This is a genomic window from Streptomyces vilmorinianum (assembly GCF_005517195.1).
GTDB lineage: Bacteria > Actinomycetota > Actinomycetes > Streptomycetales > Streptomycetaceae > Streptomyces > Streptomyces vilmorinianum.
On sequence record NZ_CP040244.1, the window covers coordinates 7,314,762 to 7,341,464 of the forward strand.

27 protein-coding genes are annotated in these 26,703 nt (G+C 71.1%); 9 read left to right on the forward strand and 18 right to left on the reverse strand.

What is annotated here, in order from left to right; translation table 11 throughout:
• Window positions 1-96 precede the first annotated feature (96 nt).
• Entirely contained in the window at window positions 97-693 is a 597-nt protein-coding gene (locus FDM97_RS34025) for a hypothetical protein (RefSeq protein ID WP_137994319.1), read from the reverse strand.
• Between the two features lie 32 nt (window positions 694-725).
• Window positions 726-1,151 (reverse strand): helix-turn-helix domain-containing protein, encoded by a 426-nt coding sequence (locus FDM97_RS34030; protein WP_175439338.1) that lies wholly within the window; start codon window positions 1,149-1,151, stop codon window positions 726-728.
• A 188-nt stretch (window positions 1,152-1,339) separates the two neighbouring features.
• Here FDM97_RS34030 and FDM97_RS34035 point away from each other — a divergent pair, with 188 nt between their 5' ends.
• On the forward strand, window positions 1,340-4,510 hold the full coding sequence (locus FDM97_RS34035) for an ATP-binding protein (RefSeq protein WP_137994320.1): 3,171 nt from the start codon (window positions 1,340-1,342) through the stop codon (window positions 4,508-4,510).
• Here FDM97_RS34035 and FDM97_RS34040 read toward each other — a convergent pair.
• Complete coding sequence (locus tag FDM97_RS34040) at window positions 4,491-5,285, reverse strand: ABC transporter permease (RefSeq protein ID WP_137994321.1); 795 nt, start codon at window positions 5,283-5,285, stop codon at window positions 4,491-4,493. The two genes, FDM97_RS34035 and FDM97_RS34040, sit on opposite strands and share 20 nt — an antisense overlap.
• Entirely contained in the window at window positions 5,282-6,253 is a 972-nt protein-coding gene (locus FDM97_RS34045) for an ATP-binding cassette domain-containing protein (protein ID WP_137994322.1), read from the reverse strand. Before FDM97_RS34045 ends, FDM97_RS34040 begins: the two co-directional genes overlap by 4 nt.
• Before the next feature lie 241 nt (window positions 6,254-6,494).
• Here FDM97_RS34045 and FDM97_RS34050 point away from each other — a divergent pair, with 241 nt between their 5' ends.
• The 3 genes from FDM97_RS34050 (at window position 6,495) to FDM97_RS34060 (ending at window position 10,159) form a co-directional block, all read left to right on the forward strand.
• A complete protein-coding gene (locus FDM97_RS34050; protein WP_137994323.1) occupies window positions 6,495-6,830 on the forward strand; it encodes a VOC family protein in 336 nt (111 codons plus the stop codon).
• A gap of 283 nt (window positions 6,831-7,113) precedes the next feature.
• Window positions 7,114-9,414, forward strand: a complete 2,301-nt coding sequence (locus tag FDM97_RS34055) for an ATP-binding cassette domain-containing protein (RefSeq protein WP_254705855.1) — start codon at window positions 7,114-7,116, stop codon at window positions 9,412-9,414.
• Window positions 9,415-9,535: 121 nt separating this feature from the next.
• Window positions 9,536-10,159, forward strand: a complete 624-nt coding sequence (locus FDM97_RS34060; RefSeq protein WP_137994324.1) for a dihydrofolate reductase family protein — start codon at window positions 9,536-9,538, stop codon at window positions 10,157-10,159.
• A 241-nt stretch (window positions 10,160-10,400) separates the two neighbouring features.
• On the opposite strand, the gene FDM97_RS34065 is transcribed toward FDM97_RS34060, so the two are convergent.
• The gene (locus tag FDM97_RS34065; RefSeq protein ID WP_254705856.1) at window positions 10,401-11,162 is read right to left on the reverse strand and encodes a TetR/AcrR family transcriptional regulator; all 762 of its coding nucleotides are present in this window, start codon (window positions 11,160-11,162) and stop codon (window positions 10,401-10,403) included.
• A 139-nt stretch (window positions 11,163-11,301) separates the two neighbouring features.
• On the opposite strand from FDM97_RS34065, the gene FDM97_RS34070 reads away from it, so the two are divergent.
• Both FDM97_RS34070 and FDM97_RS34075 read left to right on the forward strand, forming a co-directional pair.
• On the forward strand, window positions 11,302-12,228 hold the full coding sequence (locus FDM97_RS34070; RefSeq protein ID WP_137994325.1) for an ATP-binding cassette domain-containing protein: 927 nt from the start codon (window positions 11,302-11,304) through the stop codon (window positions 12,226-12,228).
• A complete protein-coding gene (locus tag FDM97_RS34075; protein WP_137994326.1) occupies window positions 12,221-12,967 on the forward strand; it encodes an ABC transporter permease in 747 nt (248 codons plus the stop codon). Before FDM97_RS34070 ends, FDM97_RS34075 begins: the two co-directional genes overlap by 8 nt.
• 63 nt (window positions 12,968-13,030) lie before the next feature.
• Here the strand turns inward: FDM97_RS34075 and FDM97_RS34080 are convergent, their stop codons facing one another.
• Together FDM97_RS34080 and FDM97_RS34085 are read right to left on the reverse strand one after the other, a co-directional pair.
• The gene (locus FDM97_RS34080; RefSeq protein ID WP_137994327.1) at window positions 13,031-14,278 is read right to left on the reverse strand and encodes a GNAT family N-acetyltransferase; all 1,248 of its coding nucleotides are present in this window, start codon (window positions 14,276-14,278) and stop codon (window positions 13,031-13,033) included.
• 314 nt (window positions 14,279-14,592) lie between these two features.
• Window positions 14,593-15,186, reverse strand: a complete 594-nt coding sequence (locus FDM97_RS34085; RefSeq protein WP_137994328.1) for an RsiG family protein — start codon at window positions 15,184-15,186, stop codon at window positions 14,593-14,595.
• Window positions 15,187-15,313: 127 nt separating this feature from the next.
• On the opposite strand from FDM97_RS34085, the gene dtd reads away from it, so the two are divergent.
• Window positions 15,314-15,739 carry a D-aminoacyl-tRNA deacylase gene (gene dtd / locus FDM97_RS34090; protein WP_137994329.1) on the forward strand — a complete coding sequence of 142 codons (426 nt, stop codon included), beginning with the start codon at window positions 15,314-15,316 and terminating at the stop codon, window positions 15,737-15,739.
• A gap of 112 nt (window positions 15,740-15,851) precedes the next feature.
• On the opposite strand, the gene ygfZ is transcribed toward dtd, so the two are convergent.
• Together ygfZ and FDM97_RS34100 are read right to left on the reverse strand one after the other, a co-directional pair.
• Window positions 15,852-16,832, reverse strand: coding sequence for a CAF17-like 4Fe-4S cluster assembly/insertion protein YgfZ (ygfZ, locus tag FDM97_RS34095; protein ID WP_137994330.1), 981 nt, complete (start codon window positions 16,830-16,832; stop codon window positions 15,852-15,854).
• 10 nt (window positions 16,833-16,842) lie between these two features.
• A complete protein-coding gene (locus tag FDM97_RS34100) occupies window positions 16,843-17,280 on the reverse strand; it encodes a Fur family transcriptional regulator (RefSeq protein WP_137994331.1) in 438 nt (145 codons plus the stop codon).
• 201 nt (window positions 17,281-17,481) lie between these two features.
• Between FDM97_RS34100 and FDM97_RS34105 the strand changes: the two genes are divergently transcribed.
• On the forward strand, window positions 17,482-18,714 hold the full coding sequence (locus FDM97_RS34105; protein ID WP_432816292.1) for an RNA-guided endonuclease InsQ/TnpB family protein: 1,233 nt from the start codon (window positions 17,482-17,484) through the stop codon (window positions 18,712-18,714).
• A 34-nt stretch (window positions 18,715-18,748) separates the two neighbouring features.
• Here the strand turns inward: FDM97_RS34105 and FDM97_RS34110 are convergent, their stop codons facing one another.
• From FDM97_RS34110 to FDM97_RS34130, 4 genes are all read right to left on the reverse strand, one after another.
• Window positions 18,749-19,321, reverse strand: a complete 573-nt coding sequence (locus FDM97_RS34110; RefSeq protein ID WP_137994332.1) for a heme-binding beta-barrel domain-containing protein — start codon at window positions 19,319-19,321, stop codon at window positions 18,749-18,751.
• 228 nt (window positions 19,322-19,549) lie between these two features.
• Entirely contained in the window at window positions 19,550-20,494 is a 945-nt protein-coding gene (locus tag FDM97_RS34120) for a hypothetical protein (protein ID WP_254705857.1), read from the reverse strand.
• On the reverse strand, window positions 20,491-21,324 hold the full coding sequence (locus FDM97_RS34125; protein WP_254705858.1) for a hypothetical protein: 834 nt from the start codon (window positions 21,322-21,324) through the stop codon (window positions 20,491-20,493). The genes FDM97_RS34120 and FDM97_RS34125 overlap by 4 nt, the downstream gene beginning before the upstream one ends.
• A 17-nt stretch (window positions 21,325-21,341) precedes the next feature.
• Entirely contained in the window at window positions 21,342-22,214 is an 873-nt protein-coding gene (locus tag FDM97_RS34130) for a hypothetical protein (protein WP_254705859.1), read from the reverse strand.
• Window positions 22,215-22,318: 104 nt separating this feature from the next.
• Between FDM97_RS34130 and FDM97_RS34135 the strand changes: the two genes are divergently transcribed.
• Complete coding sequence (locus FDM97_RS34135; protein WP_137994334.1) at window positions 22,319-22,681, forward strand: DsrE family protein; 363 nt, start codon at window positions 22,319-22,321, stop codon at window positions 22,679-22,681.
• Between the two features lie 123 nt (window positions 22,682-22,804).
• Here the strand turns inward: FDM97_RS34135 and FDM97_RS34140 are convergent, their stop codons facing one another.
• From FDM97_RS34140 to FDM97_RS34165, 5 genes are all read right to left on the reverse strand, one after another.
• Window positions 22,805-23,068 carry a DUF3099 domain-containing protein gene (locus FDM97_RS34140; RefSeq protein ID WP_137994335.1) on the reverse strand — a complete coding sequence of 88 codons (264 nt, stop codon included), beginning with the start codon at window positions 23,066-23,068 and terminating at the stop codon, window positions 22,805-22,807.
• A gap of 94 nt (window positions 23,069-23,162) precedes the next feature.
• Window positions 23,163-23,450, reverse strand: coding sequence for a DUF1416 domain-containing protein (locus tag FDM97_RS34145; protein WP_046908577.1), 288 nt, complete (start codon window positions 23,448-23,450; stop codon window positions 23,163-23,165).
• 52 nt (window positions 23,451-23,502) lie between these two features.
• Window positions 23,503-24,348 carry a sulfurtransferase gene (locus tag FDM97_RS34150; RefSeq protein ID WP_137994336.1) on the reverse strand — a complete coding sequence of 282 codons (846 nt, stop codon included), beginning with the start codon at window positions 24,346-24,348 and terminating at the stop codon, window positions 23,503-23,505.
• 471 nt (window positions 24,349-24,819) lie between these two features.
• Window positions 24,820-25,509, reverse strand: a complete 690-nt coding sequence (locus tag FDM97_RS34160) for an LmeA family phospholipid-binding protein (RefSeq protein WP_137994337.1) — start codon at window positions 25,507-25,509, stop codon at window positions 24,820-24,822.
• Between the two features lie 94 nt (window positions 25,510-25,603).
• Window positions 25,604-26,695: a hypothetical protein gene (locus FDM97_RS34165; protein WP_137994338.1), complete on the reverse strand. Its 1,092-nt coding sequence runs from the start codon at window positions 26,693-26,695 to the stop codon at window positions 25,604-25,606.
• Window positions 26,696-26,703 lie beyond the last annotated feature (8 nt).

The window sequence follows — 26,703 nt, forward strand, 5'->3', positions numbered from 1 at the left end:
GTCTGAACCGCCTCGTGAGTGGATGGAGCGCCTCGCGGCCAAGGTACCCGGTACAACGCACCGTGCACCTTGATTGGTGCCCCGCCTGGCCCCTGCTTACTTCTCGGTCGCGGCCGCGGTCCTCTTGGCGGGGGCCTTGCGGGCAGCGGGCTTGCGGGCGGCGGGAGTCTTCTTCGCCTCCGGCTCGTCCGCCTTGGCCTCTGCCTTGGTCTCTGCCTTGGTCTCCGTCTTGGCCTCTGCCTCTGCCTCTGCCTCGGGCTCCGGCTCGACGACGACGGCGATCTCGGTGAGCTCCTCGGCCGCCTCACCACGCCACGCCTTGACGGCCTCCTCGCCGTGGGCGGCGACCTCCTCGTACTTCTCGCGCGCCTTGACGGCGTACTCGGCGGCGACGCCGACACCCCGCAGGGCCAGGTCCTGGGCGGTCTCGCCCAGCTTCTTCAGGTCCGTGTCGAGGGTGCCGACGACCTCCGCGAGCTTCGACTGCACGGTGACCTGGGCCTCCTTGGCCCGGTCCGCGACCTTCTCCTGCACGGCCTTGGGGTCCGTCCGGCGTACGGCGTCGATCCGCGCGGGCGCCTCGGCGGCGATCTGCTCGATCAGACCGGGGACCTTCTTGGCCTGCTGGACGGCGAGGTCGGCGGTGCCGGCGGCGAAGTAGAGAGGGGTACGCAGTTCTTCGATGATGGCCATGCTGGTGGTCCTCCCGGATGTGTACGTACGGGCTAGCTCGCAGGTCGTCGTTCGGCATCGGGGGTGTCGTCGCCCTCCGCGCGGCGGTCGCCCTCCGTGGCCTCGGCGGCCTCGGCGGCGTTCTCCTTGCGGAAGGAGTCGTAGATCTGGAGCAGCACCTGCTTCTGCCGCTCGTTGATCGAGGGATCGGCCAGGATGACGGCGCGCGTCTCCAGCTCCTCCCGCTCCTTCTCGTCGAGGATCCCGGCCCGCACGTAGAGCGTCTCGGCGGAGATCCGCAGAGCCTTGGCGACCTGCTGCAGCACCTCGGCGCTGGGCTTGCGCAGGCCTCGCTCGATCTGGCTCAGATACGGATTGGACACCCCGGCGGCCTCCGCGAGCTGCCGCAACGACAGCTGCGCGGTGCGCCGCTGCTCGCGCAGGTACTCGCCAAGATTGCCGACGTTGAGTGATGCCATGCTCCGACCATGCCACCGCGCGCTAACTATTGCAAGCACGTGCTTGCAATAGTGTCGCACCTCACCTCGTGACGACGACGGCGACGGCGACAGCGACGGCGGCGGGGCCGAGCCAAGGGCCTCCCGCGCAGCGGGAGTTCGGGCCGCGGCGAGGTTCCGGCGGGCCGGGCCTTGGCTAGTCTGCTCGGGTGACCACCGACCTGACCCTGCTGCCGCGTGTCGCCTACCGCGGACAGGAGGTCACCGCGCCCCGGCTCCGCGGCCTCCTCGCGCTGCTCGCGAGCGACCTGCGCACGGGCTGCGGCAGCGAGCGGCTCGTGGCAGGGCTGTGGCCGGACGCGTTGCCGGAGCGGCCGGGAAAGGCGGTACAGGTCCTCGTGTCCAGGGCGCGGGCGCTGCTGGGCGCCGACGTCATCGCCAGTACGCCGACCGGCTACCGGCTCGCCCTCGCCGAGGACCAGGTCGACAGCTCCGCCCTGCTGCTGCACGCCGCCACCAGCGCGGACCGGGCCAGGGCCGGGGACCACGCGGGATCGCTGGCGGCGGCCGAGGCCGGGCTCGCGCTGTGGGAGGGCACCCCTGACGGGCCCGGCGGACCCGGCGGACCCGGCGGAACCACAGACCCCGTAGCCGCGTTGCGCACCGAGCGCGCCCCCGTCCGCGGCACGCTCGCCCGCGCGCGGGCGCTCGCGCTCGCCCGCCTCGGACGGCACGCGGAGGCGGCCGGGCCGCTGGCCGCGGCCGCCTCGGAGCATCCGCGCGACGAGGAGGTGCTCGCCGAGCTGCTGCGCGGCGAGGCGGCGACGACGGGCCCGTCCGCCGCGCTGATGCGGTACGAGGCGTACCGCCGTGAGCTGCGCGACGAGCTCGGTACGGATCCGGGCGCCGCGCTCAAGGCCGTACAGCGGGAGCTGCTGCGCGGCGAGGCGCCTGCGGTCAGGCACGGCGTGCCGCACGAGCCGAACCCGCTGCTCGGCCGGGACGAGGACATCGCGGCGGTGGAGCGGCTGCTGCGCGCCTCCCGCGCCGTCACCCTCGTAGGACCCGGCGGCCTCGGCAAGACCCGGCTCGCGCACGCCGTCAGCCGCCGGGCCGAGCAGCGCGTGGTGTATTTCGTGCCGCTCGCCGGCGTCACCGCGGACGAGGACGTGGCCGCGGAGGTGGCCTCGGCGCTCGGCGCGGGCGAGGGGCGGCCCTCCGCCGTGAGCGGTCACGCCGCGGCCGACCCGGTGTCCGGCATCCTCGGCGTGCTCGGCTCCGGGCCCGCTCTGCTGGCCCTGGACAACTGCGAGCAGGTCGTCCGGGGCGCCGCCGACCTCGTACAGGCCCTGGTCTCGTCCTCGAGGGACCTGCGGGTGCTCACCACCAGCCGGGCCCCGCTCGGCCTCACGTCGGAGGCGGTGTACGCGCTGCCTGAGCTCGGTCCCGCCACCTCGGCCGAGCTGTTCACCCAGCGCGCCCGGGCCGCCAGGCCCGGCGTGGAGCTGCCGCCGGACGCGGTGGCCGAGCTGTGCCGCCACCTCGACGGGCTGCCGCTCGCCCTGGAGCTGGCCGCGGCGCGGGTGCGGGTGCTCTCGGTGCCGGAGATCGCCCGCCGCCTCGGCGACCGGTTCGCGCTCCTTCGCGGCGGGGTGCGGGACGTGCCGGAGCGCCACCGCACGCTGCACGCGGTCGTGGACTGGAGCTGGAACCTGCTGGACGAGGACGCCAGGGCCGCGCTGCGCATGCTGTCCGTCTTTCCCGGCGGCTTCTCCGGCGAGGCGGCGGAGCAGGTGCTCGGCGAGGACGCGCTGTTCCTGCTTGAGCAGTTGGCCGGTCAGTCGCTGATCACTGTCGCCGACACCCCGGCCGGTATGCGGTTCAGGATGCTGGAGACCATACGGGAGTTCAGCGCGGCCCGGCGTGCGGAGGCGGGCGAGGACGAGGAGGCCGTGGGCCGGTTCCTCGCCTGGGCGCGGGACTTCGGGATCGCGCACCACGACTGGTTCTTCGGCTCGGGACCGCTGTCCGCCTGGGAGCGGATCAGGGCCGAGCAGGACAACCTCGTGCTGGCCCTGCGGCACGCCCTGGCCCGTACGGACGGCCCCACCACCGCCGCCCTCACCGCCGTCCTCGCCGCCCTGTGGTCCACCGGCTCCAACTACCCCCGCCTCGTCGCCCTCGCCGCGGAGACCGGCCCGCCGCTGTCGCACTACCACCCCGAGCCCGAACACGTCGAAGTCGCCCGCGCCGCCGCGGTGTTGTGCACGGCGAGCCTGTTCATGGGCTACGGCCCGCACGTCGTACGCCAGCTCGTCACCCTCCGGCGGCTGCCCCCGGCCCCGCCGGACACGCTGCTGCGCGCCATCGCGACAGTGCTGAGCGCGGTCCCCGAGATGCTGCCTCCCGACTACGACGTGCTGCGGGGGCTCTGCGACAGCGAGCAGCCGCTGCTCGCCGGCATCGCGGAGTGCGTCGCCACCTACGTCTGGGAGTCGGAGCACGACATCGACCGCGCGCTCGCCTCGGCTCGGCGGATCATCGCCGCACTGGCGCCGGTCGACAACCCGTTCCTGCAGGTCATGGGCCACGCCCGGCTGAGCGAGCTGTACTTGCAGACGGAGCAGGGCGAGGCCGCGTACGGACACCTCAAGGCGGCGCTCCAAGCGCTCCAGGCGCTGCCGCGGCTCGGCGACGAGCACGACTTCATCGGCGTCCGCTGGAGTCTCGTCCTCGCCTGCCTGCAGCGCGGCGACCCCGACGAGGCCGAGTACTGGCTGCGGCAGGCCGCGGGCGCCAACACCTCGCAGCAGGACGACCACAGCATGGACCTCCTCGGGCGCGCCGAGATCGCGCTCGCCCGCGGACTGACGGAGGTCGGGCTCGGCTTGTGGCGCTCCGCCGTGCAGCCGCTGCCCGCAGCCGACTCGACACACGGCGGCGACCCCTTCCTCGACCGGTGGGTACTGCAGATCCTGGCGGTGGCGGTGACGGCGCACGCGCACGCCGGCCGTCTCGAGCTCGTCGCGGAGCCGGTCGACCGACTGCGGCAGGGGCTGCGAACCCTGCTCTCCGGTCCGTCCGGCTCGCCCATGGAGTTCCCGGTGTTCGGGACGGTGCTGCACGCGCTCGGCATGGCGGGGCTCGCGTCCGGCGACACCGGTGCCGTACGGATGATCGCGCTGGCCGAACGGCTGCGGGTGCTGCGCGATTTCCAGCCGACGATGTCGGCGGACCGCGCCCGGCAGGCGGTCGGGGCCGCCGGGAACGCTGCCAGGGCGGCGTACGCCGACGCGGTGTCGGAGTACGCCGCCCTGGAGCGGGACGAGCTGCGGGAGGCGGCCCGCGCTGTCATGGCGGTTACTTCGGGTCGCGGTTGAACAGTGCTGTCGACCAGCGGTAGCCGAGCGCGGTGAGGCCGACGCACCAGGCGATGGCGATCCACCCGTTGTTGCCGATCTCGGTGCCGAGCAGCAGTCCGCGCAGGGTCTCGATGGCGGGGGTGAAGGGCTGGTACTCGGCGATGGGCTGGAACCAGCCGGGCATGGTGTCGGCGGGGATGAAGGCGCTGGAGATGAGCGGCAGGAGAATCAGCGGCATGGCCATGTTGCTGGCGGCCTCGGGGTTCGGGCTGGCCATGCCCATCCCGACCGCGATCCAGGTGAGCGCCAGGGTGAACAGCGCGAGCAGCCCGAACGCCGCCAGCCACTCCAGGGCGGTGGCGTCGGTGGAGCGAAAGCCCATGGCCACGGCGACGGCACTGACCAGGACCAGGCTGGCGAGCACCTGCAGCACGCTGCCGGCGACGTGTCCGATGAGCACCGAGCCGCGGTGGAGCGCCATGGTGCGGAAGCGGGCGATCAAGCCCTCGGTCATGTCCATGGAGACGGAGATCGCGGCCCCGATCACGGTGGAGCCGATGGTCATCATCAGCAGGCCCGGGACGATGTAGGCGATATAGGCGGAGCGGTCGGCGACGCCGCCGCCGCCGATGCCCGCGCTCATCACGTCTCCGAAGATGTAGACGAAGAGCAGCAGCAGCATGATCGGAGTGAGCAGCAGGTTCAGCGTCATGGACGGGTAGCGCCGGGCGTGCAGCAGGTTGCGGCGCAGCATGGTGTTCGAGTTGCGGACGGCGAGGGAGAAGGCGTTCATCGGGCGGTCTCCTTGGACTGGCTGGGGACGTGGGTGGAGCCGGTCAGGGCGAAGAACACGTCGTCGAGGTCGGGGGTGTGCACGGTCAGCTCGTCGGCCTCGATGCCGGCGGTGTCGAGCCAGTCGAGGATGGAGCGCAGCTCGCGCTGGCTGCCGTCGCTGGGGATCTGCAGCGCCAGCGCCTCGTCGTCGCGGGTGGCCTCGCGCAGGGCGACGGCGGCGCGCTGGTAGTCGTTGGGGTCGGTGAAGCGGAGCCGGACGTGTCCGCCGGGGATGAGCCGCTTGAGCTCCTCGGCGGTGCCCTCGGCGGCGATCTTGCCGTCGTTGAGGACGGCGATGCGGTCGGCGAGTTCGTCGGCCTCCTCCAGGTACTGGGTGGTGAGGAAGACGGTGACGCCGCCGGTGACGAGTTCGCGGATGATCTGCCACATGTTGTGGCGGCTGCGCGGGTCGAGGCCGGTGGTCGGCTCGTCAAGGAAGATGATCCGCGGGTTGCCGACCAGCGTCATGGCGATGTCCAGGCGGCGCTTCATGCCGCCGGAGTAGGTGGAGACGGGCTTCGACGCGGCTTCCGTCAGGTCGAAGCGTTCGAGGAGTTCGGCGGCCCTGCGGCGGCCCTCGCCGCGGGGGAGCAGGTGCAGGTCCGCCATCAGGAGCATGTTCTCCTGACCGGTGATCAGGCCGTCGACGGCGGAGAACTGGCCGGTGACACCGATCGCGGCCCGCACCGCCTGCGGGGCGGTGGCCAGGTCGTGGCCGCCGACGTGCAGATCGCCGGCGTCGGCGGTGATCAGGGTGGAGAGGATCTTGACGGCGGTGGTCTTGCCGGCCCCGTTCGGGCCGAGCAGGGAGAAGACCGTGCCGGCCGGCACCGCCAGATCGATGCCGTCGAGGACTGTCTTGTCCCCGTAGGACTTACGCAGCCCCTTGGCCGCGATGGCGAGTGAGTGCGATGTCGTTGTCGTCATGCCGCAGAGAGTGCGGCAGGGCGCGTTCAGCGCGGTTTCACGCTGGTTTCAGTGCCCTGGAACCAGGGTCGCCTTGGCGGACGACGAGGCACGACGAAGCACAACGAGGCAGGACGAGGCCGCTCACGAGCCGTTCGGAAGCCGATCAGGATTCGAGAAGCGCAGGACCCTGGGCCGCGCCTAGCGTGAAGGCCATGGGCAACCGCCCGACCGAATCCCACCCAAGACTTCAGGAGCGATCATGATCAAGACCGTGCTGCACCCCGTCTCCGACCTGGCGAAGGCCACGGAGGTGTACGCCGCCCTGCTCGGCGTGGCGCCGCAGGCCGAGGGTCCCTACTACGTCGGCTTCGAGGCCGACGGCCAGCACATCGGGCTGGTGCCGGGCGGTGGACCGCAGGGCATGACCTCACCGGTGGCGTACTGGCACGTGCCCGACATCGAGGCGAAGCTGGCCGAGGTGACCGCCGCGGGTGCCACCGTGAAGGAGCAGCCGCACGACGTCGGCGGCGGCCGCCTGGTGGCCACCGTCACGGACCCCGACGGCAACGTCCTCGGCCTGATTCAGGACCAGTGAGTTCCGGCAGGCCCAGGCGCGCTGGGCCGAGGCGAAGCAGAATCGGAAGGCGGCCCGCGCAACGGATGGAGACACGATGAGCACGGCCAAGAGGACCAAGGCGCAGACGCAGACGCAGACGAAGACGCGTTCGCAGTCACGGTCGGGATCAGGGTCGGGGTCGCAGTCACGGTCCGGGTCCGGGTCCGGGTCCGGGTCCGGGTCCGGGTCCGGGTCCGGGTCGGGGTCGCCTGCGCCGCACAGTGCCGACAGCCATGATCTGATCCGCGTCCACGGCGCGCGCGTGAACAATCTCAAGGACATCACCCTCGAGATCCCGAAGCGCCGGCTGACGGTGTTCACCGGCGTCTCCGGCTCGGGCAAGAGCTCGCTGGTGTTCGACACGATCGCCGCGGAGTCGCAACGGCTGATCAACGAGACGTACAGCGCCTTCGTGCAGGGCTTCATGCCGACCCTCGCCCGGCCCGACGTCGACGTGCTCGACGGGCTGACCACCGCGATCAGCGTCGACCAGCAGCGGCTGGGTGCCGACCCCCGCTCCACGGTCGGCACCGCCACCGACGCCAACGCGATGCTGCGCATCCTCTTCAGCCGGCTCGGCAAGCCGCACATCGGGCCGCCCAGCGCGTACGCCTTCAACGTCCCCTCGGTCCGGGCGAGCGGTGCGATCACCGTCGAGCGCGGCGCCAAGAAGACGGTGAAGGCGACCTTCTCCCGTACCGGCGGCATGTGTGCGCGCTGCGAGGGCCGGGGCACGGTCTCCTACCTCGACCTCGCCCAGCTCTACGACGACTCCAAGTCGCTCAACGAGGGCGCGATCACCGTCCCCGGCTACAAGGGCGGCGGCTGGAACTCCCGGCTCTACAGCGAGTCGGGATTCGTCGACCCTGACAAGCCGATCGCCAAGTACACGAAGAAGGAACTGCACGACTTCCTCCACCGCGAGCCGACCAGGATGAAGATCGCGGGCATCAACATGACCTACGAGGGTCTGATCCCGCGGATCCAGAAGTCGATGCTCTCCAAGGACAAGGAGGGGATGCAGCCGCACATCCGGGAGTTCGTGGAGCGCGCGGTCACCTTCACCACCTGCCCCGAGTGCGACGGCACCCGGCTCAGCGAGGGGGCCCGGGCGTCGAAGATCAAGCGGATCAGCATCGCCGACGCCTGCGCGATGCAGATCAGCGACCTGGCCACATGGGTCCGCGGTCTCGACGAGCCGTCGGTGGCGCCGCTGCTCACCGCGCTGGGGCAGACCCTCGACTCGTTCGTGGAGATCGGTCTCGGCTACCTCTCGCTCGACCGGCCGTCGGGCACCCTGTCGGGCGGCGAGGCGCAGCGCGTCAAGATGATCCGCCACCTCGGCTCCTCGCTCACCGACGTCACGTACGTCTTCGACGAGCCCACCATCGGCCTGCACCCGCACGACATCCAGCGGATGAACGACCTGCTGCTGCGGCTGCGGGACAAGGGCAACACGGTCCTCGTCGTCGAGCACAAGCCGGAGGCGATCACGATCGCCGACCACGTCGTCGACCTCGGCCCCGGCGCCGGTACGGCGGGCGGCACCGTCTGCTTCGAGGGCACCGTCGAGGAGCTGCGGGCCAGCGGCACCGTCACCGGCCGCCACTTCGACGACCGGGCCGCACTCAAGGAGACGGTACGCAAGCCCACCGGCACGCTGGAGATCCGCGGCGCGACGGAGCACAACCTGCGAAGCGTCGACGTCGACATCCCGCTCGGCGTCCTGTGCGTGGTCACCGGCGTGGCGGGCTCCGGCAAGAGCTCCCTCGTCCACGGCTCGATCCCTTCCGGCGCGGGCGTGGTGTCGGTCGACCAGGGGGCCATCAAGGGCTCGCGACGGAGCAACCCGGCGACGTACACCGGACTGCTCGACCCGATCCGCAAGGCGTTCGCGAAGGTCAACGGCGTGAAGCCGGCGCTGTTCAGCGCCAACTCCGAGGGCGCCTGCCCCACCTGCAACGGCGCCGGCGTCATCTACACCGACCTGGCGATGATGGCCGGTGTCGCCACGACCTGCGAGGACTGCGAGGGGAAGCGGTTCCAGGCCTCGGTCCTCGAATACCACCTGGGCGGCCGCGACATCAGCGAGGTGCTCGCGATGCCGGTGAACGAGGCGGAGAAGTTCTTCGGCGCCGGCGAGGCCCACACGCCGGCCGCGCACCGCATCCTCGACCGGCTCGCCGACGTCGGGCTCGGCTACCTCACGCTCGGCCAGCCGCTCACCACTCTGTCCGGCGGCGAGCGACAACGGCTCAAGCTGGCTACCCACATGGCCGACAAGGGCGGCGTCTACGTCCTCGACGAGCCGACCACCGGCCTCCACCTCGCCGACGTCGAGCAGCTCCTCGGCCTGCTCGACCGGCTCGTCGACTCGGGCAAGTCGGTCATCGTCGTCGAGCACCACCAGGCGGTCATGGCCCACGCCGACTGGATCATCGACCTCGGCCCCGGCGCGGGCCACGACGGCGGCCGGATCGTCTTCGAGGGCACCCCCGCCGACCTCGTCGCGACCCGCGACACCCTCACGGGCGAGCACCTCGCGGCGTACGTCGGCGCCTGACCCGCACACGGTCCCGCTGTGACCCGGATCACTCCCCCAAGATCATCAGGAGCGATGACTTCACGGCGGCGCGGCGGTCTTATTGCCGTAGATCGCGAACGAGACAAGAGGAGCGGTTCCCATGCGCATCGTCGTCAGTGAGTTCATCAGCCTCGACGGCATCGTGCAGGCCCCCGGCGGCCCCGAGGAGGACACCGACGGCGGCTTCGCGCACGGCGGCTGGACGCACCCGTTCTTCGACCCGGAGGTGGTGGGCGGCGCCTTCGACGAGGCGATGAGCAAGGCCGACGCGCTGCTCTTCGGGCGGCGTACGTGGCAGACGATGGCCGGGGCGTGGCCCGAGCGGGCCGGGGACCCGTTCGCCGACCGGATGAACGCGCTTCCGAAGTACGTCGTGTCCCGGACCCTCGGCGACGGCGACGAGCTGACCTGGAACAACACCACGCGCATCCCGGGCGAGGACGCCGTCGCCCGCATCCGGGAGCTGCGGGAGGCCGCGGGCGGCGACATGGTCGTCATGGGGAGCCCCACGCTCGTGCGCACCCTGCTGAGCGAGGGCCTCGTCGACGAGCTGCGGCTGATCGTCATGCCGGTGCTCCTCGGCGGCGGCAAGTCGATCTTCCCGCAGGACGGCGGGCTGCACACGCTCGACCTGATCTCGACGGTGACCAGCGACGCGGGCGTGAACGTCTGCACCTACCGCCCTCGCCCCGCCGCCACCCCCGACCAGCCATCCGCTTCCTGACAATCCGCGACGGATCGACCTCGCAGAGCTCGCCGAGCTCGCCGAGCTCGCCGACGAACCCTGGGTGGGCAGCGAGCGCCCCGGCCCCTGCCTCACCCGAACGTGGTCGTCCGCAAGGTCCGCGGCCCGGAGCCGGTCCGCTCGATCCAGGCGGCGGTACGGGAGTCCTCGCGCGCCCTGCTCGCCGTACGGGGTCTCCTCGCGGCGCTTCAGGAGGCGGGAGCGACCGGGCCGCACCCGCTCACTTCCGGCCCTCCACCAGCAGCGCGACCCCGTCGAGGATCCGCGCCAGGCCGAAGCGGAACTCGTCGTCCGGCCCGTCCGCCTGGTCGAGCACCCCCGAGTCGAGCATCCGCGCCACCGCCGGGAAGCGCGCCGGGTCGGCGAGCCGGCGCAGGGTGTGGCTGTAGCGGGCCAGGACGACCCCGGGCTCCTGGCCGCTCGCGTCGATCGCGGCGGCGAGGTCGGCGCTCATCATGGCGTCGCTCTTGACGAAGCCCCCCACCAGCAGGGTCACCGAGATCTTGGTGCCCTCGTCGAGGTCGGTGTCGGCGAGGGCGACCATGGCCTTCTCCCACCAGGCGACGGCGTGCGGGGTCGCGGGCGGGCCGGAGATGGGGACCCGCACCAGCCAGAGGTGGCGGTGGTAGACCTCGCGCAGCGCCCAGGACCACCGCTCCATCGCCTCGCGCCAGCCGGTGCCGGGCGGGAACAGCTCGGGCGGGGCGCCGGTGGCCGCGTCCTGCATCAGGACGTACAGCTCGCTCTTCGCGCCGACATAGCGGTAGAGCGACATCGTGGAGACGCCGAGCTCCTTCGCGATCCGCCCCATGGAGACGGCGTCCAGGCCCTCCGCCGAGGCGACGCCCACGGCCGCGTCGACGATCCGGTCGAGGGTCAGGCCGGGCTTGGGTCCCTTCGAGGGGCGTTCGCGCAGGCCCCAGGCGGCCTCGATGCTCGGCGGCAGAAACGACCCGCCGCCCTTCTCCCTGCCGTCCACCACGACCGACCGCCCTTCCTCGCTTGACGGCCATCCTAGTAATGCGTAACCCTTACACAATAACGCGTAAGGCATACGCAGTACGAGCCCCGGGCCGATCCTGTCGAGCCCCAGCCCCAGCCCCAGCCCAAGGAGTGCCGCCGTGCCACCCGCCATCGAAGCCACCGGCCTGCGCAAGGCCTACGGCAACCTCCCCGTCCTCGACTCCCTCGACCTCCGCGTCGAGCAGGGCACCGTCTTCGCCCTGCTCGGTCCCAACGGCGCCGGCAAGACCACCACCGTCCGCATCCTCGCCACCCTCACCGCACCGGACGCCGGCCACGCGCGCGTGGCCGGGCACGACATCGTCACCGAGCGATCCCGGGTGCGCCGCGCCATCAGCCTCACCGGCCAGTTCGCCGCCGTCGACGAGATGCAGACCGGCGCCGAGAACCTGCGCATGATGGCCCGCCTCTCCGGCCTCCCCCGCGCGGCCGCCACCCGGCGCGCCGCCGAACTCCTGGAGCGCTTCGGCCTCACCGACGCCGGCCGGCGCCTCGCCAAGACCTACTCGGGCGGCATGCGCCGCCGCCTCGACCTGGCCGCCGGACTCGTCCGCGACGCCGAGGTGATCTTCCTCGACGAGCCGACCACCGGCCTCGACCCGCGCAGCCGCCAGGAGTTGTGGCAGATCGTCCGCCACCTGGCGGAGAACGGCACGAGCGTCTTCCTCACCACCCAGTACCTGGAGGAGGCCGACCGGCTCGCCGACCGGATCGCCGTCATGGACTCCGGCCGGATCGTCGCCGAGGGCACCGCCGACGCCCTCAAGTCACGCGTCGCCGGCCACCGCCTCGACCTCGTCCTCCACGACCAGGAGGCCTACCTGCGCCTGTCGGACCGGGCCGTCCACCACTCCCCCGAGAGCCTCACCCTCGGCATCCCCACCGACGGCAGCGCCGTCCACGTACGGGCCCTGCTCGACGAACTCGACCCCGAGCGCCGCGACATCGCCCGCTTCTCCCTGCACACCGCCACCCTCGACGACGTCTTCCTCGCCCTGACCGACAAGGAGCCCGCCCATGTCTAGCGCCGCCCTCACCATGACCGGCCGCGGCATCCGGCTCGGCCGGCGCAACGTCGACGCCGTCATCACCTCGATGATGCTGCCCGTGATGCTGATGCTGGTCTTCGTCTACTTCTTCGGCGGGGCCATCGACACCGGAACCCGCTACGTGACGTACGTCGTCCCCGGCGTCCTCGTCCTCTGCTCCGGCTTCGGCTCGGCCGGCACCGCCGTCGCCGTCAGCGAGGACATGAAGGGCGGGATCATCGACCGGTTCCGCTCGCTCGACATCGGCGGTACGCCGATCCTCGCCGGCCATGTCGGCGCCAGCGTGGCCCGCAACCTCGTCGCCACCGCGCTCGTCTTCGGCGTCGCCTTCCTCATCGGCTTCCGCCCCTCCGCGACCCCGCTCGGCTGGCTCGCCGCGATCGGACTGCTCGTCGCCTTCATCACGGCGATCTCCTGGCTGGCCGCGGCCGCCGGACTGCTCACCCGGACCCCCGAGGCGGCAGGCGGGATCACGTTCTTCATGATGTTCCTGCCCTACCCCAGCAGCGCGTTCGTCCCGATCGAGACCATGCCCGGCTGGCTCCACGGCTTCGCCGAGAACCAGCCGGTGACGCCGCTGATCGAGTCGTTGCGCGGACTGCTCCTCGACCAGCCGGTCGGCACCACCCCGTGGATCGCACTGGCCTGGTGCGCCGCCCTGCTGGCGGTCGGCGTGGCCGCGTCCGGCACGCTCTTCCGCCTGCGCACGGCGTGAGGCGTCGCGTCGGCGCCCGCGTCGGCGTCGGCGCCCGCGTCCGCGCCCGCGCCCGCGCCCGCGTCAGAAGATGTCGGGGCACCACGGGCGGCGCGAGGTCCGCAGCAGGGCGTCCGCGCGGGCCGCGGCGCCCGCCGTGACCTCCTCGACCCGGCCGAGGGCGGCGAGCCGTACCGCCGACTCGTCACCGAGCGAGAGCGTGCCCAACTCGGCTATGTCGAAGGCGAGATCGGCCGACTCGGTGGCGGTACGGGAACAGGCGGCGCCCTCCGGGGAGGCGTCGAGCCGGTACCGGCCGCCGGCCAGACCGTCCGCGTCGCGCACGTCGAGGACGAGACTGCCGGAGGCGGCGTACGTACGGCTCTCCAGGACCTTGACGACGTCCAGGACCCGGACCCAGAGCATGTCGGCGTGCGAGGTGATCCGCGCGGCGCGCGGGTCGGGCAGCAGCAGCGGCAGGAGGTCGTCGGGGGCGCGGTGGCCGGACTTCACCGTGGTGACCCAGTCGATGGAACAGAGGAAGGTCCACAGCGCCCGCTCGGCGGCTGGCGTGACCGCGATCAGGTCCCTGACCTTGGCCGTGTTCAGCGGCTGCTTGCCGTCCCCCCACGTGTCGTCGCAGGTGTAGGCGGCGAAGCCCTGGGGTCGGCCGGCCTCGTCGCGGTAGACGGCGTAGAAGGGCTCGGTCCACGGGTGGCTCTGGTAGCCGAGACCTGTGCCGACGTCCCAGCGGTGGGCGTCCCGGCCAACGACTCCGGCGCGCTCGCCGGCCAGCCGGCGGTGCAGTCCGGGGCCGATCTTGCGGATCTCCTCGCCGTCGGCGAAGTCGATCCGGCCGCCGTCCTCGGGCCGCCCGGTGCGCCGCTGATCGAGCCCGGCGCGGGCGACGTCCACGGTCCACTCGGAGGTCCAGGTCGCCGGGCCGAAGCCGTAACGGCCGTAGATCGGGTACTCGGCGGCGATGAGCGTGGCGACGGCGTCGCCCCGCTCCTTCGCGGCGCCGAGATCACGCGCCATCATCCGGCTGAGCAGCCCGCGGCGGCGGTGGGTCGGAGCGACGGTGACCCCGGAGACGGCATCGGCGACGAGCGAGCCGCCGCCGACCGTGCTCACGTCCTGCGTGAAGGACCGGAAGGTGGCGACGAACCGGCCCTCGTCGAACACGCCGAGAAGACGGGAGAGATCGGTGTGCGGCAGCCGGTCGGCGACCTCCTCGTCACTGACGACGGGCGGCCGGAGAAACCCTGCGTGAATGGCCCGCAGCCACTCGCGATACTCGGACTCCCCCACACCACGCACCTCAAGACCCATCCCTCGAGGCTATGACGCCCCCCACCCCCCACGCACCCGAGTTTCCGAGCACGCCGAAGCGCCGGGCGAAGCCAAGGCGGCCAGGCATGGCCGGGGCCTCCCAGCCCTGCCGGGCTGTCCGGGCCTCGCCGGGGATCTCCCAGCACTGCGTTGCCGAGCCTCCGGGCCTCGCCGGGGATCTCCCAGCCTGCCGAGCCTCCGGGCCCAGCCGGGCCTCCCAGCCCTGCCGGGGTGTCCGGGCCTCGCCGGGCCTCCGGGCCCAGCCGGGCCTCCGGGGTGCCCGGGGCCGTGGCTCCGGCAGTCCCCGGGCCGCGTCAGGTGAGCAGGTCGTCGACCTGGGCCTCGCCCTCGCGGTAGCGGCGGGCGATCTCCGCACTGCAGTCGTCGGCCGTCCGCTGCAGCTCCTGCCGGCGCCGCGACATCTGCTGCTCGTACCCCGCGAGCCGCCCCATCGCCGCGTGCAGCTCCTCGTCCGTCCGCGCCCCGAGGTCCGAGAGCTCGACCTCCGAGAGCATCTCGGACGCGAGCCGCCGGTACTCCTCGCTCCGCGGCGTCGACAGCGTCACGTGCCGCGCCGAGGTCCGCAGCCGCGACGGCGCGTCCGCGAGGATCTCCGAGAGCCGGTCGAGGACCGGCGTCTCCGGATCCGTACGGCGGGCCAACTCCGCCCGCAGGATGTCGATCCGGCCCTGCAGCATCCGCCGTACATAGCTCAGGTCCGCCTCGTCGCCCTGCGCGTCGCGGCGCAGCGCGCGCAGCTCCGGCAGCCGCAGGGCGGCGATGTCCGGCTGTGGCCGCGCCGGCAGCGCCGGCTCGGCCCGCCGCTGCACGGGCGGACGTACGGTCGCGCCGACCCGGGTCAGCGGAACGGGACCGGACGGCGTCTGCCCAGCGCCAGGTGCACTCATGTGATTCGTCCCCTCGACCGGTGCGGAACCGCACCGCCTGACACGCATGGTGCCACTCCTGCACGTGCATGTGCAGGCGCTCTGCACCCGTTCAGCCCCAGTTGCGTCGGTCTGTAGGTTGGTCCGTATGCGTGCAGTGGTACAGAGGGTGGACGGCGCGAATGTCGTCGTCGCGGGAGAGACGGTCGGCGAGATCGTCGGCGAAGGGCTGTGTGTGCTGGTGGGAGTCACCCACGAGGACACACCGGAGAAGGCCGCCCAGCTGGCCAGAAAGCTGTGGTCCGTCCGAATTCTTGAGGGAGAGAAATCCTGTTCGGATGTGAATGCGCCCTTGCTGGTGATTTCGCAGTTCACCCTCTACGGGGACGCCCGCAAGGGCCGCAGGCCCACCTGGAACGCCGCCGCGCCCGGCCCCGTCGCCGAACCGCTCGTCGACGAGGTCGTGACGCAGCTGCGCGCACTGGGCGCGCACGTGGAGACGGGCCGGTTCGGAGCGTCCATGCGCGTCTCGCTCACGAATCACGGCCCGTTCACGGTCCTGATCGAGGTCTGAGGGTCTGACGCTCTGAGGGTCCGAGGCTCTGAGGCTCTGAGGGTGCGAGGCTCTGAGGGTCCGAGAGACCCAAGAGGCTCAGGAGGCGCAGGAGGCCCAAGAGGCTCAGGAGCTACGGCTCGACGACCGTCTCCTGCGCCGCGGCCGTATCCCCGGCCATCAGCTCGGCGTCCACCGGCACGTTCCGCTTCACCAGCGCCAGCGCGATCGGCCCCAGCTCGTGGTGGCGCCCGGACGTCGTGATGAACCCGAGCTGACGCCCGTCGGCCCCGTCCGCCGCGAGCCGGATCGGGGTGCCGTGGCCCGGGAGGTGGACCTCGCTGCCGTCCAGGTGCAGGAAGACGAGCCGGCGCGGCGGCTTCCCCAGGTTGTGGACACGCGCGACGGTCTCCTGCCCCCGGTAGCAGCCCTTCTGCAGATGCACCGCGCTGCCGATCCAGCCCAGCTCGTGCGGGATGGTCCGGTGGTCGGTCTCGAAGCCGAGCCGCGGCCGGTGCGCCTCGATCCGCAGCGCCTCGTACGCGAGCATCCCGGCCGCCGGTCCGTGGTCGGCCGCGAAGGACTCCAGGTCGCCGCGCGGCAGGAACAGGTCACGGCCGTGCGGGGTCTCCCGTACGACCACACCCTTCGGCACCTCGGCGATCGAACCGGCCGGCAGATGGACGACGGCGAAGTCGTCCGTACGGTCGGCCACCTCGACCCGGTAGAAGAACTTCATCGACTCCAGATAGGCGATCAGCTCTTCCCGCGTGCCGGGCTCGACATGCGCCCAGACCGTCTCGCCGTCGTCGACGAGATACAGCGCGTGCTCGATGTGACCGTTTGCGGAGAGGATCAGCGCCTCGGTGGCCTGGCCGGCCGGAAGCTCACTGACGTGCTGGGTGAGCAGCAGGTGCAGCCAGCTCAGCCGGTCGTCGCCGGAGACGGTGACGACACCGCGGTGCGAGAGGTCGACGAAACCCTCACCCGCGGCGAGGGTGCGCTGCTCGCGGAAGAGATCGCCGTAGTGCGCGGCAACGCCTTCGTCACGGCCTTCGGCGGGGACGGCGCCGGGCAGGGACAACAGAGGGCTGTGCGTTGAATGTCGCTGCATAGGGGCAAGCCTACGACTGCGTGCCGTCGGCCTTCTTCGAGCAGTCCTGACACCGCCCGAAGATCGCGAAGTGCTTCATGTCCGTCTCGAAGCCGAAAGTCTCGCGCAGCTTCCCGGTGAACTCGGACGCGATGTCGACATCCGCCTCGATGACGTTCGAACAGTCCCGGCAGACCAGGTGGAGGTGGTGGTGCCGATCGGCGAGGTGGTACGTCGGCGCCCCGTGCCCCAGATGGGCGTGGGAGACGAGACCGAGCTCCTCCAGGAGCTCCAGGGTCCGGTACACGGTGGAGATGTTCACACCGGACGCGGTCTTGCGGACCTCACCGAGGATGTCGTCGGGGGTCGCGTGCTCGAGCGCGTCCACGGCCTCCAGGACAAGCTGACGCTGAGGCGTCAGCCGGTAGCCGCGCTGCCGCAGGTCGCTCTTCCAGTCGGTGCTCACCACGCCCCCCAGTGTAGGAGGGCGTGGCGGCGTGAGCCTCGGGTGAACGCGATCGCGCTCGGGATCTCTTGGGCCAGAACGTGCATATCACGTCCAATGTGCGGCAGTTTCTGCCATGCGCATCCCGGGCTGACCGAGGGACTCTGGTTTCGGGTTGTGAGCGGGCGCGCGAATGCGAAGCGACAGTTCGGGCACCGTGCCCGGCTGGCGCTGAGCCCTGCGCAGGTCCGGCTGGTCGATGAGCAGGCGCACGCGGCCCGCACGATGTGGAATCTCTTACACGAGTGGTGGGCCATGCTCCCCAAGGAGCGTCGTTCGCCGGCTGCCGCTGATGCGGCGATCCGTCAGGCACGCAAGGAGATCGACTGGCTCAGCGTCCTGCCCGCCCAGGCTGCGCAAGCCGTGCTGAAGACGTACTTCCAGGCGTGGAAGAACTGCTGGGCCGGCCGGGCGGACGAACCGAACTTCAAGGCCCGCTGCCGCATGGTGATGTCGGTGGACGTCCCGCAGGGACGGGACTTGCACATCACCCGTGTGCACCGCCGGTGGGGCATGGTCGGCCTTCCCAAGATCGGCCGGGTCCGCTTCCGCTGGACGAAGGACCTCCCCGTCGGCAAGCGCGCCGACGCCGACACCCGGATCACCGGGGCTCGGCTGGCCAAGGACGCGCTCGGCTGGCACATCGCCTTCCGCCTCCAGACCTACGAACCGGCCCCTGAGCCGCACACCGGCCCAGAGGTCGGCATCGACGTCGGCATCAGCGTCCCGCTCGCCCTCTCGGACGGAACCACGTACGACCACCGCGAGTGGCTGACCGAAAAGGAACGGGCGACACTGCTCCGCCTGGAGCAGAAGGCCGCCCGCCGCAAGACCTACCGCAGGCGTGGGGAGAAGACCTCACGGCGCCTGCGGCGCACCTACGACCGGATCCAAGAGCTTCGTGCGAGAGCCAAGCGCAGGCACCTGGACTGGCAGCACAAAACCACCACCGACATCGCCAGGAAGTACAGCACCGTCGTGGTGGAGGCATTGAAGATCACGAACACGACCAGGTCCGCCAAGGGCACCGTGGATTCCCCAGGGAAGAAAGTCGCGCAGAAGTCCGGCCTCAACCGCTCCATCCACGCCGAGGCGTGGGGCCGCACTGTCGAACTGCTGACGTACAAGACCTCCCGCCACGGCGGGACCCTGGTGAAGGTGCCTGCTCCCGGAACCTCCCGGCGATGCTCGGCCTGCGGGCACACCACCCCGGGCAGCCGGGAATCCCAGGCCCTGTTCGTGTGCAAGAACCCCGACTGCGGCTGGACCGGCAACGCCGACCACAACGCAGGCCGGAACATCCTGCACCTCTACCGGATGGGCCTCGCGCTCATCCCGGCTGCCGGAAGGGCAGTCGCAAGGCGCGCCCGCCGCGTCAAGCCCACCACCGCAAGGTAGGAGGGAATCTCCCGGCCACGGCCGGGAGAACACTTCACTTGAAGAACGCGATGCCGTCGTCCGGCAGGTCGCCGAGGCCACGCGCCATCTCCGCGACCTCCTCCGGCGTCACGACCTTCTTCAGGTGCGCCGACATGTACGGGCGCAGCGGGACCTCGGGGGTGGCCTTCTCGCCCACCCACATCAGGTCACCCTTGACGTACCCGTAGAGCCGCTTGCCGCCGCTGTACGGACCGGAGGCCGCGGTACGGGCCACGGCGTCGGTCACCAGGTCGATCTGCGGCTTCTTGTCGGCGAGCTCGCCGTACCAGATCTCCACGATGCCCTGGTCACGGACCATGACGGTCTCGACCTTGCGGTCCTTGTCGATCCGCCAGTAGCCGCTCTCGCTCTCCAGCGGGCGGATCTGGTTGCCGTCGTTGTCGAGGACCCAGGAGTGGGAGCGGTACTCGATGAAGTCACGGCCGTCGTGGCTGAAGGTCACGGACTGGCCGAAGTTGCACTTCTCGGCGCCGGGAAAGTCGGCCACGCCCGCGCCTTCCCACGTTCCGAGGAGGAACGCGAGCGGGACGAGGTCCGGGTTGAGGTCGGACGGGATCTCGATCATGAGCAGCTCTGTCGATCTGTAGAGGGGATTAGCGCTGGCCCTGGTACAGCTTCTTCACGGCCAGACCGGTGAAGGCGAGCACGCCGACGCAGACCAGGGCCAGGAGGGCTTCGAAGAAGATGATCACAGGTGCTCCTCGAATGAGCGGTGAAGGCAGAACGGGCCGGACCCCAGCTTAATGGGCTGGGGCCCGACCCGTTCTGTGAGGTGGGTCAAGGCGCTGTCCGGTCAGCCCAGGAGCTGGTTCTGCAGGGCGACGGTCTGCTGGAACGGGACCGTGAGCGCCTCTCCCTTACGGGACTGGGTGACGAGCGCGAGCGTGTCACCGGCCTGGATGTAGGCCCAGCGGGTCTGCTCGTCGTCGTGCGGCAGCTCGACGAAGGGGTACGACACGGTGAACGGCACTCTGATGGCAGTCGGGAACTCGCCGTCCGCCTCGGCCCCCTCCACCCCGTCGAGGACAGGTCCGTCGGTCGAGTCGGCCTGCACCGCGTCGTCCTTGAAGGCCTCCGCGAAGGCCACCGAGTTGAACCGGAGCAGGTGGATCCGGGTCGTCGTGCCGTCCGGCATGGTCCACCCCCTGGCCGCGATGTGCCGCAGCGCTGACTCGGCCAGCGGATCCGACAGCTCGGTCCGATCGTCCTTGCGGTACTGGGACAGGAACTGCTCCACGTCGACCCAGCCGCCGTCCAGCTTGGGGTCGGGCGTGGCACCGGCCGGGGCGGGCAGGAGGAGCTTGCGCAGGTCGGCGTGGTGGATCTCGCCGTCGTTGCCCTCGGTGTAGGGGCGGGGCACGCCGGCCGGGAGCGCGGGGAGGCTGAGCTTCGGGTACGCCCAGCGGCCGTCGCTCTCCGTCGCGAGACCGGGCACGTCGGTGCGCTCCATGGAGGTGATCTGGAGCGCGGTCCCGGTTCCGATTCCGCCGCACACGAGCACAGCGGCGGTCCAGCGGGCGACGGCCCACAGGAGCGGCCGCCGGGAGCGCTTGGGTTTGGGCTGCTCGGGGTCCACCGTCTGCCGCACCGCCTGATCCGCCTGATCCGGCTGATCCGGCTGATCCGGCTGATCCGGCTGATCCGGCATCACGGGAGGAACGGCCGAGGCGGCGGGCACCGACTCGGCTGCCGGAGCAGGGGACTGCTCCGGCAGTGTCACGTCCGTCTGCTCGGTCATACGTACTCCCCCGGGGACTCGATGTGGTCCAGCTGCTTCTTCACCAGATCCGCCACCGCGGACCTGTCGAACGGCTTGGAGCCGGCGACCGTGACCGTGACCTCGACCTCGGAGTCGTACGCCGTGCAGCGCATCTCCTCCAGCTGATCGGCCTTCTCCTCCTTGTCCAGGTCCTTGGCCTCGGGAGCCATGTAGCAGGCGGAGTTCTTGTGCCCGCCGATCTTCGGCCCCTTGGGGAACTCGAAGAGCTCGAAGAGTTCCTTCCTGAGCTCGAACATCTCGCGGATCCGCTTCTTGTCCTTCATCTGCGTGACGCGGATGTACACCACGGTGTCGCCGTCCTGCGACGCGAAGGACCGGACCGCGATGCCCTTGATCCCGACCTTCTCGACCCGCTTCTCGTACGCGCGGCGCTTCTTGCCGGAGAGCCCCTTGCCCTCCTGCTTGAGCAGCGCGAGGGCCTCCTTCTCGCCCAGCTCGCTGTCGTTCCCGTACGACTCGACGTCAGGACCGAGCTCGTACCCCTCCGGCGCGGGCAGCAGCAGCTTGCTGAGCGGCGTCGACGCCTTGCCGCGCAGGGCGCGCAGCGCCGGGTCCTCGTCCCGCGCTGTCATGTCCGTCTGCTCCCAGGGGACCGTCGGCGCGCTGCGGTCCGCGGAGGCGACGATGACGGCCGTGTACGTGACGCCACCGCCGATCACGCCGAGGACGAGGACGGCGGGTAGGGCGACGGTCAGCAGCTTGCGCCCCCGCCCACGCTTCTTCGGCTCCTCCGGGGGAACAGTCGCGGCGAACACGTCGTCCACATCCACGTCGTCCACATCGGTCACGGTGTTCCGGTCCTCGCTCACAGGCGCCCCAGCTGCCGCTCGGCCACCGAACTGATGTCCTTCTTGGAGATCTTCTTGGTGTCGCTGATGAAGATCTCGACCATGATGTCGCCGCGGTAGAAGTACGCACGGGCCTGGTAGTGGTCCAGGTAACCGGCCTCCCGTTTCACCGGGAACACGTAGTAGCGGCCGTTGGCGGAGCCCTTGATCGGGTCGCCCTCGGACCGGGCGTAGTCCTCGTCGGGCATGTAATCCATCTGGTTCTCGGCGTGATCCTGCGCGCCGAGCATGTCGCTGGGGCGGTACTGGACCAGGCGGATCGAGGTCGTCCGGTATGTGCCCGTCCGCCACGAGGTGGTCGCGACGCGCCGAATACGGCTCTCCAGCTGATAGTTCAGCGCCCGACGCGGGTGGTTGAAATACCCGACGTACTGCGGCACGGTCATCCAGCCGTCGGCGTCCGCGAACTCTGGCTTCTGCGCTCCCGCCGGCTTCGGCAGCAGCAGCTTGCGCAGGTCGCCGTCCGTCTTGGCCTTCCGGTCCTCGGACGCCGGCAAGGGCTTCGGCGCCTGCCCCTCCGGGAGCGGCTTCGGGTAGGCGAGAGCGGGCTGGTTCAGGGCGGGCAGCGGGGTCGGCTCGCGCTCGGCCTGGATGCCGTAGCCCACCGCCGTACCGCCGACGATGCCGAGGACGGCGGCGGCGGCGATCAGCGCGACGGCACGGCCGCCCCGCCGACGGCGCGCCGGCACGGGCTCCTCCTGTACGGGCTCCTCCTGTACGGGCTCCTCCTGCACGGGCTCCGCTGCGGGCGCGGCCTCGGCCGCCGGCTCCGTCACGGGCACGTCGTTGTCATTGCTGTCCGCGTTCGGCGCGGTTTCTGTGGCTTCCAAGGGGTCCCCCCACGAGACCTGAAGCGCAGATTCCGTAACCCGCGCACCCCACTGACAGGTGAGTGGTGCATGGGGTTGCACGGGTCCGCATTACAGTTCGGTATATGGCGAAGAAGCTCGTGATCAAGGTGACCGCCGGGGCCGACGCCCCCGAACGCTGCTCCCAGGCCTTCACCGTGGCCGCGGTCGCCGTGGCCAGCGGTGTCGAGGTCTCGCTCTGGCTGACCGGAGAGTCGTCCTGGTTCGCGCTCCCGGGCCGCGCGGCCGAGTTCGAGCTCCCGCACGCCGCGCCCCTGCCGGACCTGATCGACTCGATCCTGGCCGCCGGCCGCATCACGCTCTGCACGCAGTGCGCGGCCCGCCGCGAGATCACGGAGAAGGACGTCCTGGAGGGCGTCCGCATCGCCGGCGCCCAGGTCTTCGTCCAGGAGGCCATGACGGACGGCACCCAGGCCCTCGTCTACTGACGGTCGTCCCACCACCGGCCCCGCCCTCGACGCGCCTCCCGCACTGCTCGGCCCCCGGGGGGCCTCACAGGCTTCGAGCCGCTGCGCCTGACTCCGCCAGGCGGCTCGTGGCCGCGCGGCGGTTCAACGCTCCCGGCGCTTCTTGCCGTCGAGCTCGTCCCACCACTCGTCCGACTGCGGGTCCCCCGAAGGGTCGTCCCACCACCGGTCCTCGGGTCCCCGCCGGTTCGCGATCATCGCGGCGACCGGCGGCATGAGCATGGCGACCACGCACATCCCGATGGCGACCGGCATCGAGAAGAGCCGCACGACAGCCCAGGCACCCACGAAAAGCACCAGGCAGATGCCCATCATCCAGAAGTAGACACGACGCCGTCGCGCGTACATACCTTCAGCGTAGACCGAAGGGCCGCACCTCAAATCCTGGAATGGCGTCCAACCCCCAGAAAGGTGCGGCCCCTCGGCCGGTTCAGCGGTGCCGTCAGACGGCGATGGCGACCTCTGCGAGGCCACCCTTCTGCGCCACGACCTGGCGGTCGGCGGTGCCGCCGGGGACCAGGGCGCGGACGGTCCAGGTGCCCTCGGCCGCGTAGAAGCGGAACTGGCCGGTGGCGGAGGTCGGGACCTCGGCCGTGAACTCGCCGGTCGAGTCCAGGAGGCGGACGTAACCGGTGACGGGCTGGCCGTCCTTGGTCACGAAGCCCTGGATGGTGGTCTCACCGGGCTTGATCGTCGAGGCGTCGGGGCCGCCGGGCTGCGCTCCACACATGTTTTCTGTCCTTACGGTCGAGGGGTCCGGAGGAGGAGAGGGTCCGGGGGTCTTACTTGTTGGCGCCGAGCTCGATCGGCACGCCGACGAGGGAGCCGTACTCGGTCCACGAGCCGTCGTAGTTCTTGACGTTCTCGACGCCGAGCAGCTCGTGCAGGACGAACCAGGTCAGCGCGGAGCGCTCGCCGATGCGGCAGTAGGCGATGGTGTCCTTCGCCAGGTCGACCCGCTCGTCCTCGTAGAGGGCCTTGAGCTCGTCGTCCGACTTGAACGTGCCGTCGTCGTTGGCGTTCTTCGACCACGGGATGTTGCGGGCGCTCGGCACGTGGCCGGGGCGCTGCGACTGCTCCTGCGGGAGGTGGGCCGGGGCGAGCAGCTTGCCGGAGAACTCGTCGGGCGAGCGGACGTCGACCAGGTTCTGGGCGCCGATCGCGGCCACGACGTCGTCGCGGAAGGCGCGGATCGAGGTGTCCTGGGCCTGAGCCTTGTACTCGGTGGCCGGGCGGGCGGGTACCTGGGAACCGTCGACGAGGTCGCGGGAGTCGAGCTCCCACTTCTTGCGGCCGCCGTCGAGGAGCTTGACGTCCTGGTGGCCGTAGAGCTTGAAGTACCAGTAGGCGTAGGAGGCGAACCAGTTGTTGTTGCCGCCGTAGAGAACGACCGTGGTGTCGTTCGCGATGCCCTTGGCCGAGAGGAGCTTCTCGAAGCCCTCCTGGTCGATGAAGTCGCGGCGGACCGGGTCCTGCAGGTCCTTGGTCCAGTCGATCCGGATCGCGTTGCGGATGTGGTTCTTCTCGTACGCCGAGGTGTCCTCGTCGACCTCGACGATGGCGACCTGCGGGTTGTCGAGGTTCGCCTCGACCCAGTCGGCGTCTACCAGGACGTCGCTGCGGCTCATGCTTTTCTCCTCCGGGGCAGTGTTCGGCGGTGTGGCGCGGGGTGGTGCGGGTACGCGTCAGTGCATGCGTACGGCTACACGGGGTGGCCCCGACCGGACAGTCAAAGGGCCTGAGGAATACGGGAGTTGGGTGTCCCGCTCAGACGGGGCGACAGAGCATGGCGGCGATGCGGCACAGGTCTACTGCCCGCCGCTTCGTGAGATCCGCCTGTCGCTTCATGCCCACGATCGTAGGGACGGACAGGCGGCCGTGTCACCGGTGTGTCGTATTTTGAGACGCGAACGTCCGAGATGTGGGACGTGATCACGCGGGAAGGGGCTCCGGCCTGCCCGCGGACCAGGACCTCCGGGCTCTGTTTCTACAGGTCGGACGGCACCGTCTCAGGATGTGGGAGGAGAGGCCGGGGAGGGGCCGGGGAGGGGCCGGGGAGGGGCCGGGAAGGCGCCGAGAAGGGGGCCGGAAGGGGCCGCTCAGCCGGCCAGGACGACGTCCGTGCCGGTCACGGCGATGGCCACGCCGTCCTCGCGGGCCTCGACCTTCGTCAGCTTCATGCCCTCGGGCAGTCCGCCGATCCCGCGGTCGAAGTCGGTCCGCTGCCGGACCAGGGACTCCAGGCCGGGGATGCCCTCGCCCGGCACCTTGTCGGCGCGGACGCGGATCGTGTCCCCGTCGACGAGGGTCACCGAGGACAGGACGCTGCGGGTGAGCGTGCGGCCCAGGATCTCGAACCCGCCGGTGACCTTCACCTTGCCGTTGCCGCCGTAGGAGATCTTCACGTCGCGGTCGGCGGCGGCCATCAGGTCCTCGTACGAGATCAGCGCGGTGCCGGTCGCGGTGCCGGCGCGGGCGCTCGTGTAGTCGCCGTTCAGGGTGACGTCGTGGAGCGCGGCGGTCATCTCGCTGATACGGATCTTCTTGCCGCCCGCCGTGGCCTCGACGCCGGTCAGGGTCACGTCGACCTCGTCGAAACGCTTGTCCATGACCTGCGTCAGGAAGGGGAAGCCCTTGATGTCGATGTCCGTCGAGCCGGCCCGGGCGGGGCCGAGCCTGACGCGGTCGGCGGCCTCCGATTCGGCGTAGGAGACCGCGAGGCGGTCGATCCCGACGAAGATCCCGCCGAGCACGACGGCCACGATCAGCAGTATGCGCAGTGCTCGCATGGCCCGCACGCCCCCCTGGAAAGTCTCCGGCCCCCCGACACGAAGATCGACGTGTCGGGAGGCCGGATGGTTCCCGGGGAGCCTGTGAGGAGCGCTACGCCAGCGCGCGGCCCAGCAGGTAGACGGCGGGGGCGGCGGCGGTCAGCGGGAGGGCGACGCCGGCGGTCATGTGGACGAACCGCGAGGGGTAGTCGTAGCTCGCGACCCGCAGTCCGACCAGCGCGCACACCCCGGCCGCGAGGCCGAGGAGAGCCCCGGAGGCGCCCAGGTCGGTGAGCCCGCCGGCCGCGATGCCCGCGCCCGCGGCGGCGAGGAGCGCCACGACGACGGAGGCCGGGCCCGGCAGCGGGAGCGCGCGGGCCAGGACGGCGGCGGCGACCGCGATCCCGCCGACGACGACGGCGTCGGGGGCGGCGCCGAGGTGTCCGGCGGCCACGATGGTGAGCGCGGCCGAGGCGACGGTCGCCATCAGCCCGTACATCCGCTCGTCCGGGTCGGCGTGGCTGCGCAGCTGGAGGACGAGCGTGAGCAGCACCCAGACGCCGAGGGTGCCCATGATCGCGGCCGGGGCGTTCTCACGGCCGGCGGCGAGCAGGGCGATGTCGGCGGTCAGGCCGCCGGCGAAGGCGAGGGCGATGCCCTGCCGGGCCGGCCACATGCCGTTGAGCCGGAACCAGCCGGCGGCGGTGACGGCCTGGAGCAGCACGAGCGGTACGAGCAGCCCGTACGAGCCGATGGCGGCGCCGGCGGCGAGCAGGATGCCGAGGACCGCGGTGAGCGCGGCGGGCTGCATCCCGGGCTCGATGACCGGTGAGCGGCCTTCGGCCCTGGCGCGCTGGGCGTCGGTGATCCGGAGGTTGCCGGAGGTGGTGGGGGCGGAGAACGCGGGCACGGGCTCAGGTGTGGGCTCGGGCGCGTGCTCGGCCGTGCTCTCGGGCGGCAGGGGGTACGCGGCCTGCGGCGGCAGGTAGGCCGTGTCGTACGCCACCGGCTGCGGCTCCTCCTGGGCCAGGGGCTGGACGGCGGGCTGGGCCACGGGCTGGTACTGGGTGTCCCAGGTCTGGCCCTCCCACGTCTGTGTGACGTGCGGGTCCTGGTACTGGTACCCGTGCTGCTGCTGCCCGGCGTACGGATCGCTGTACCGGTCGCCGTACGGATCGTACGGCTGCTGCTGATCACTGCTCATGCTGTGCG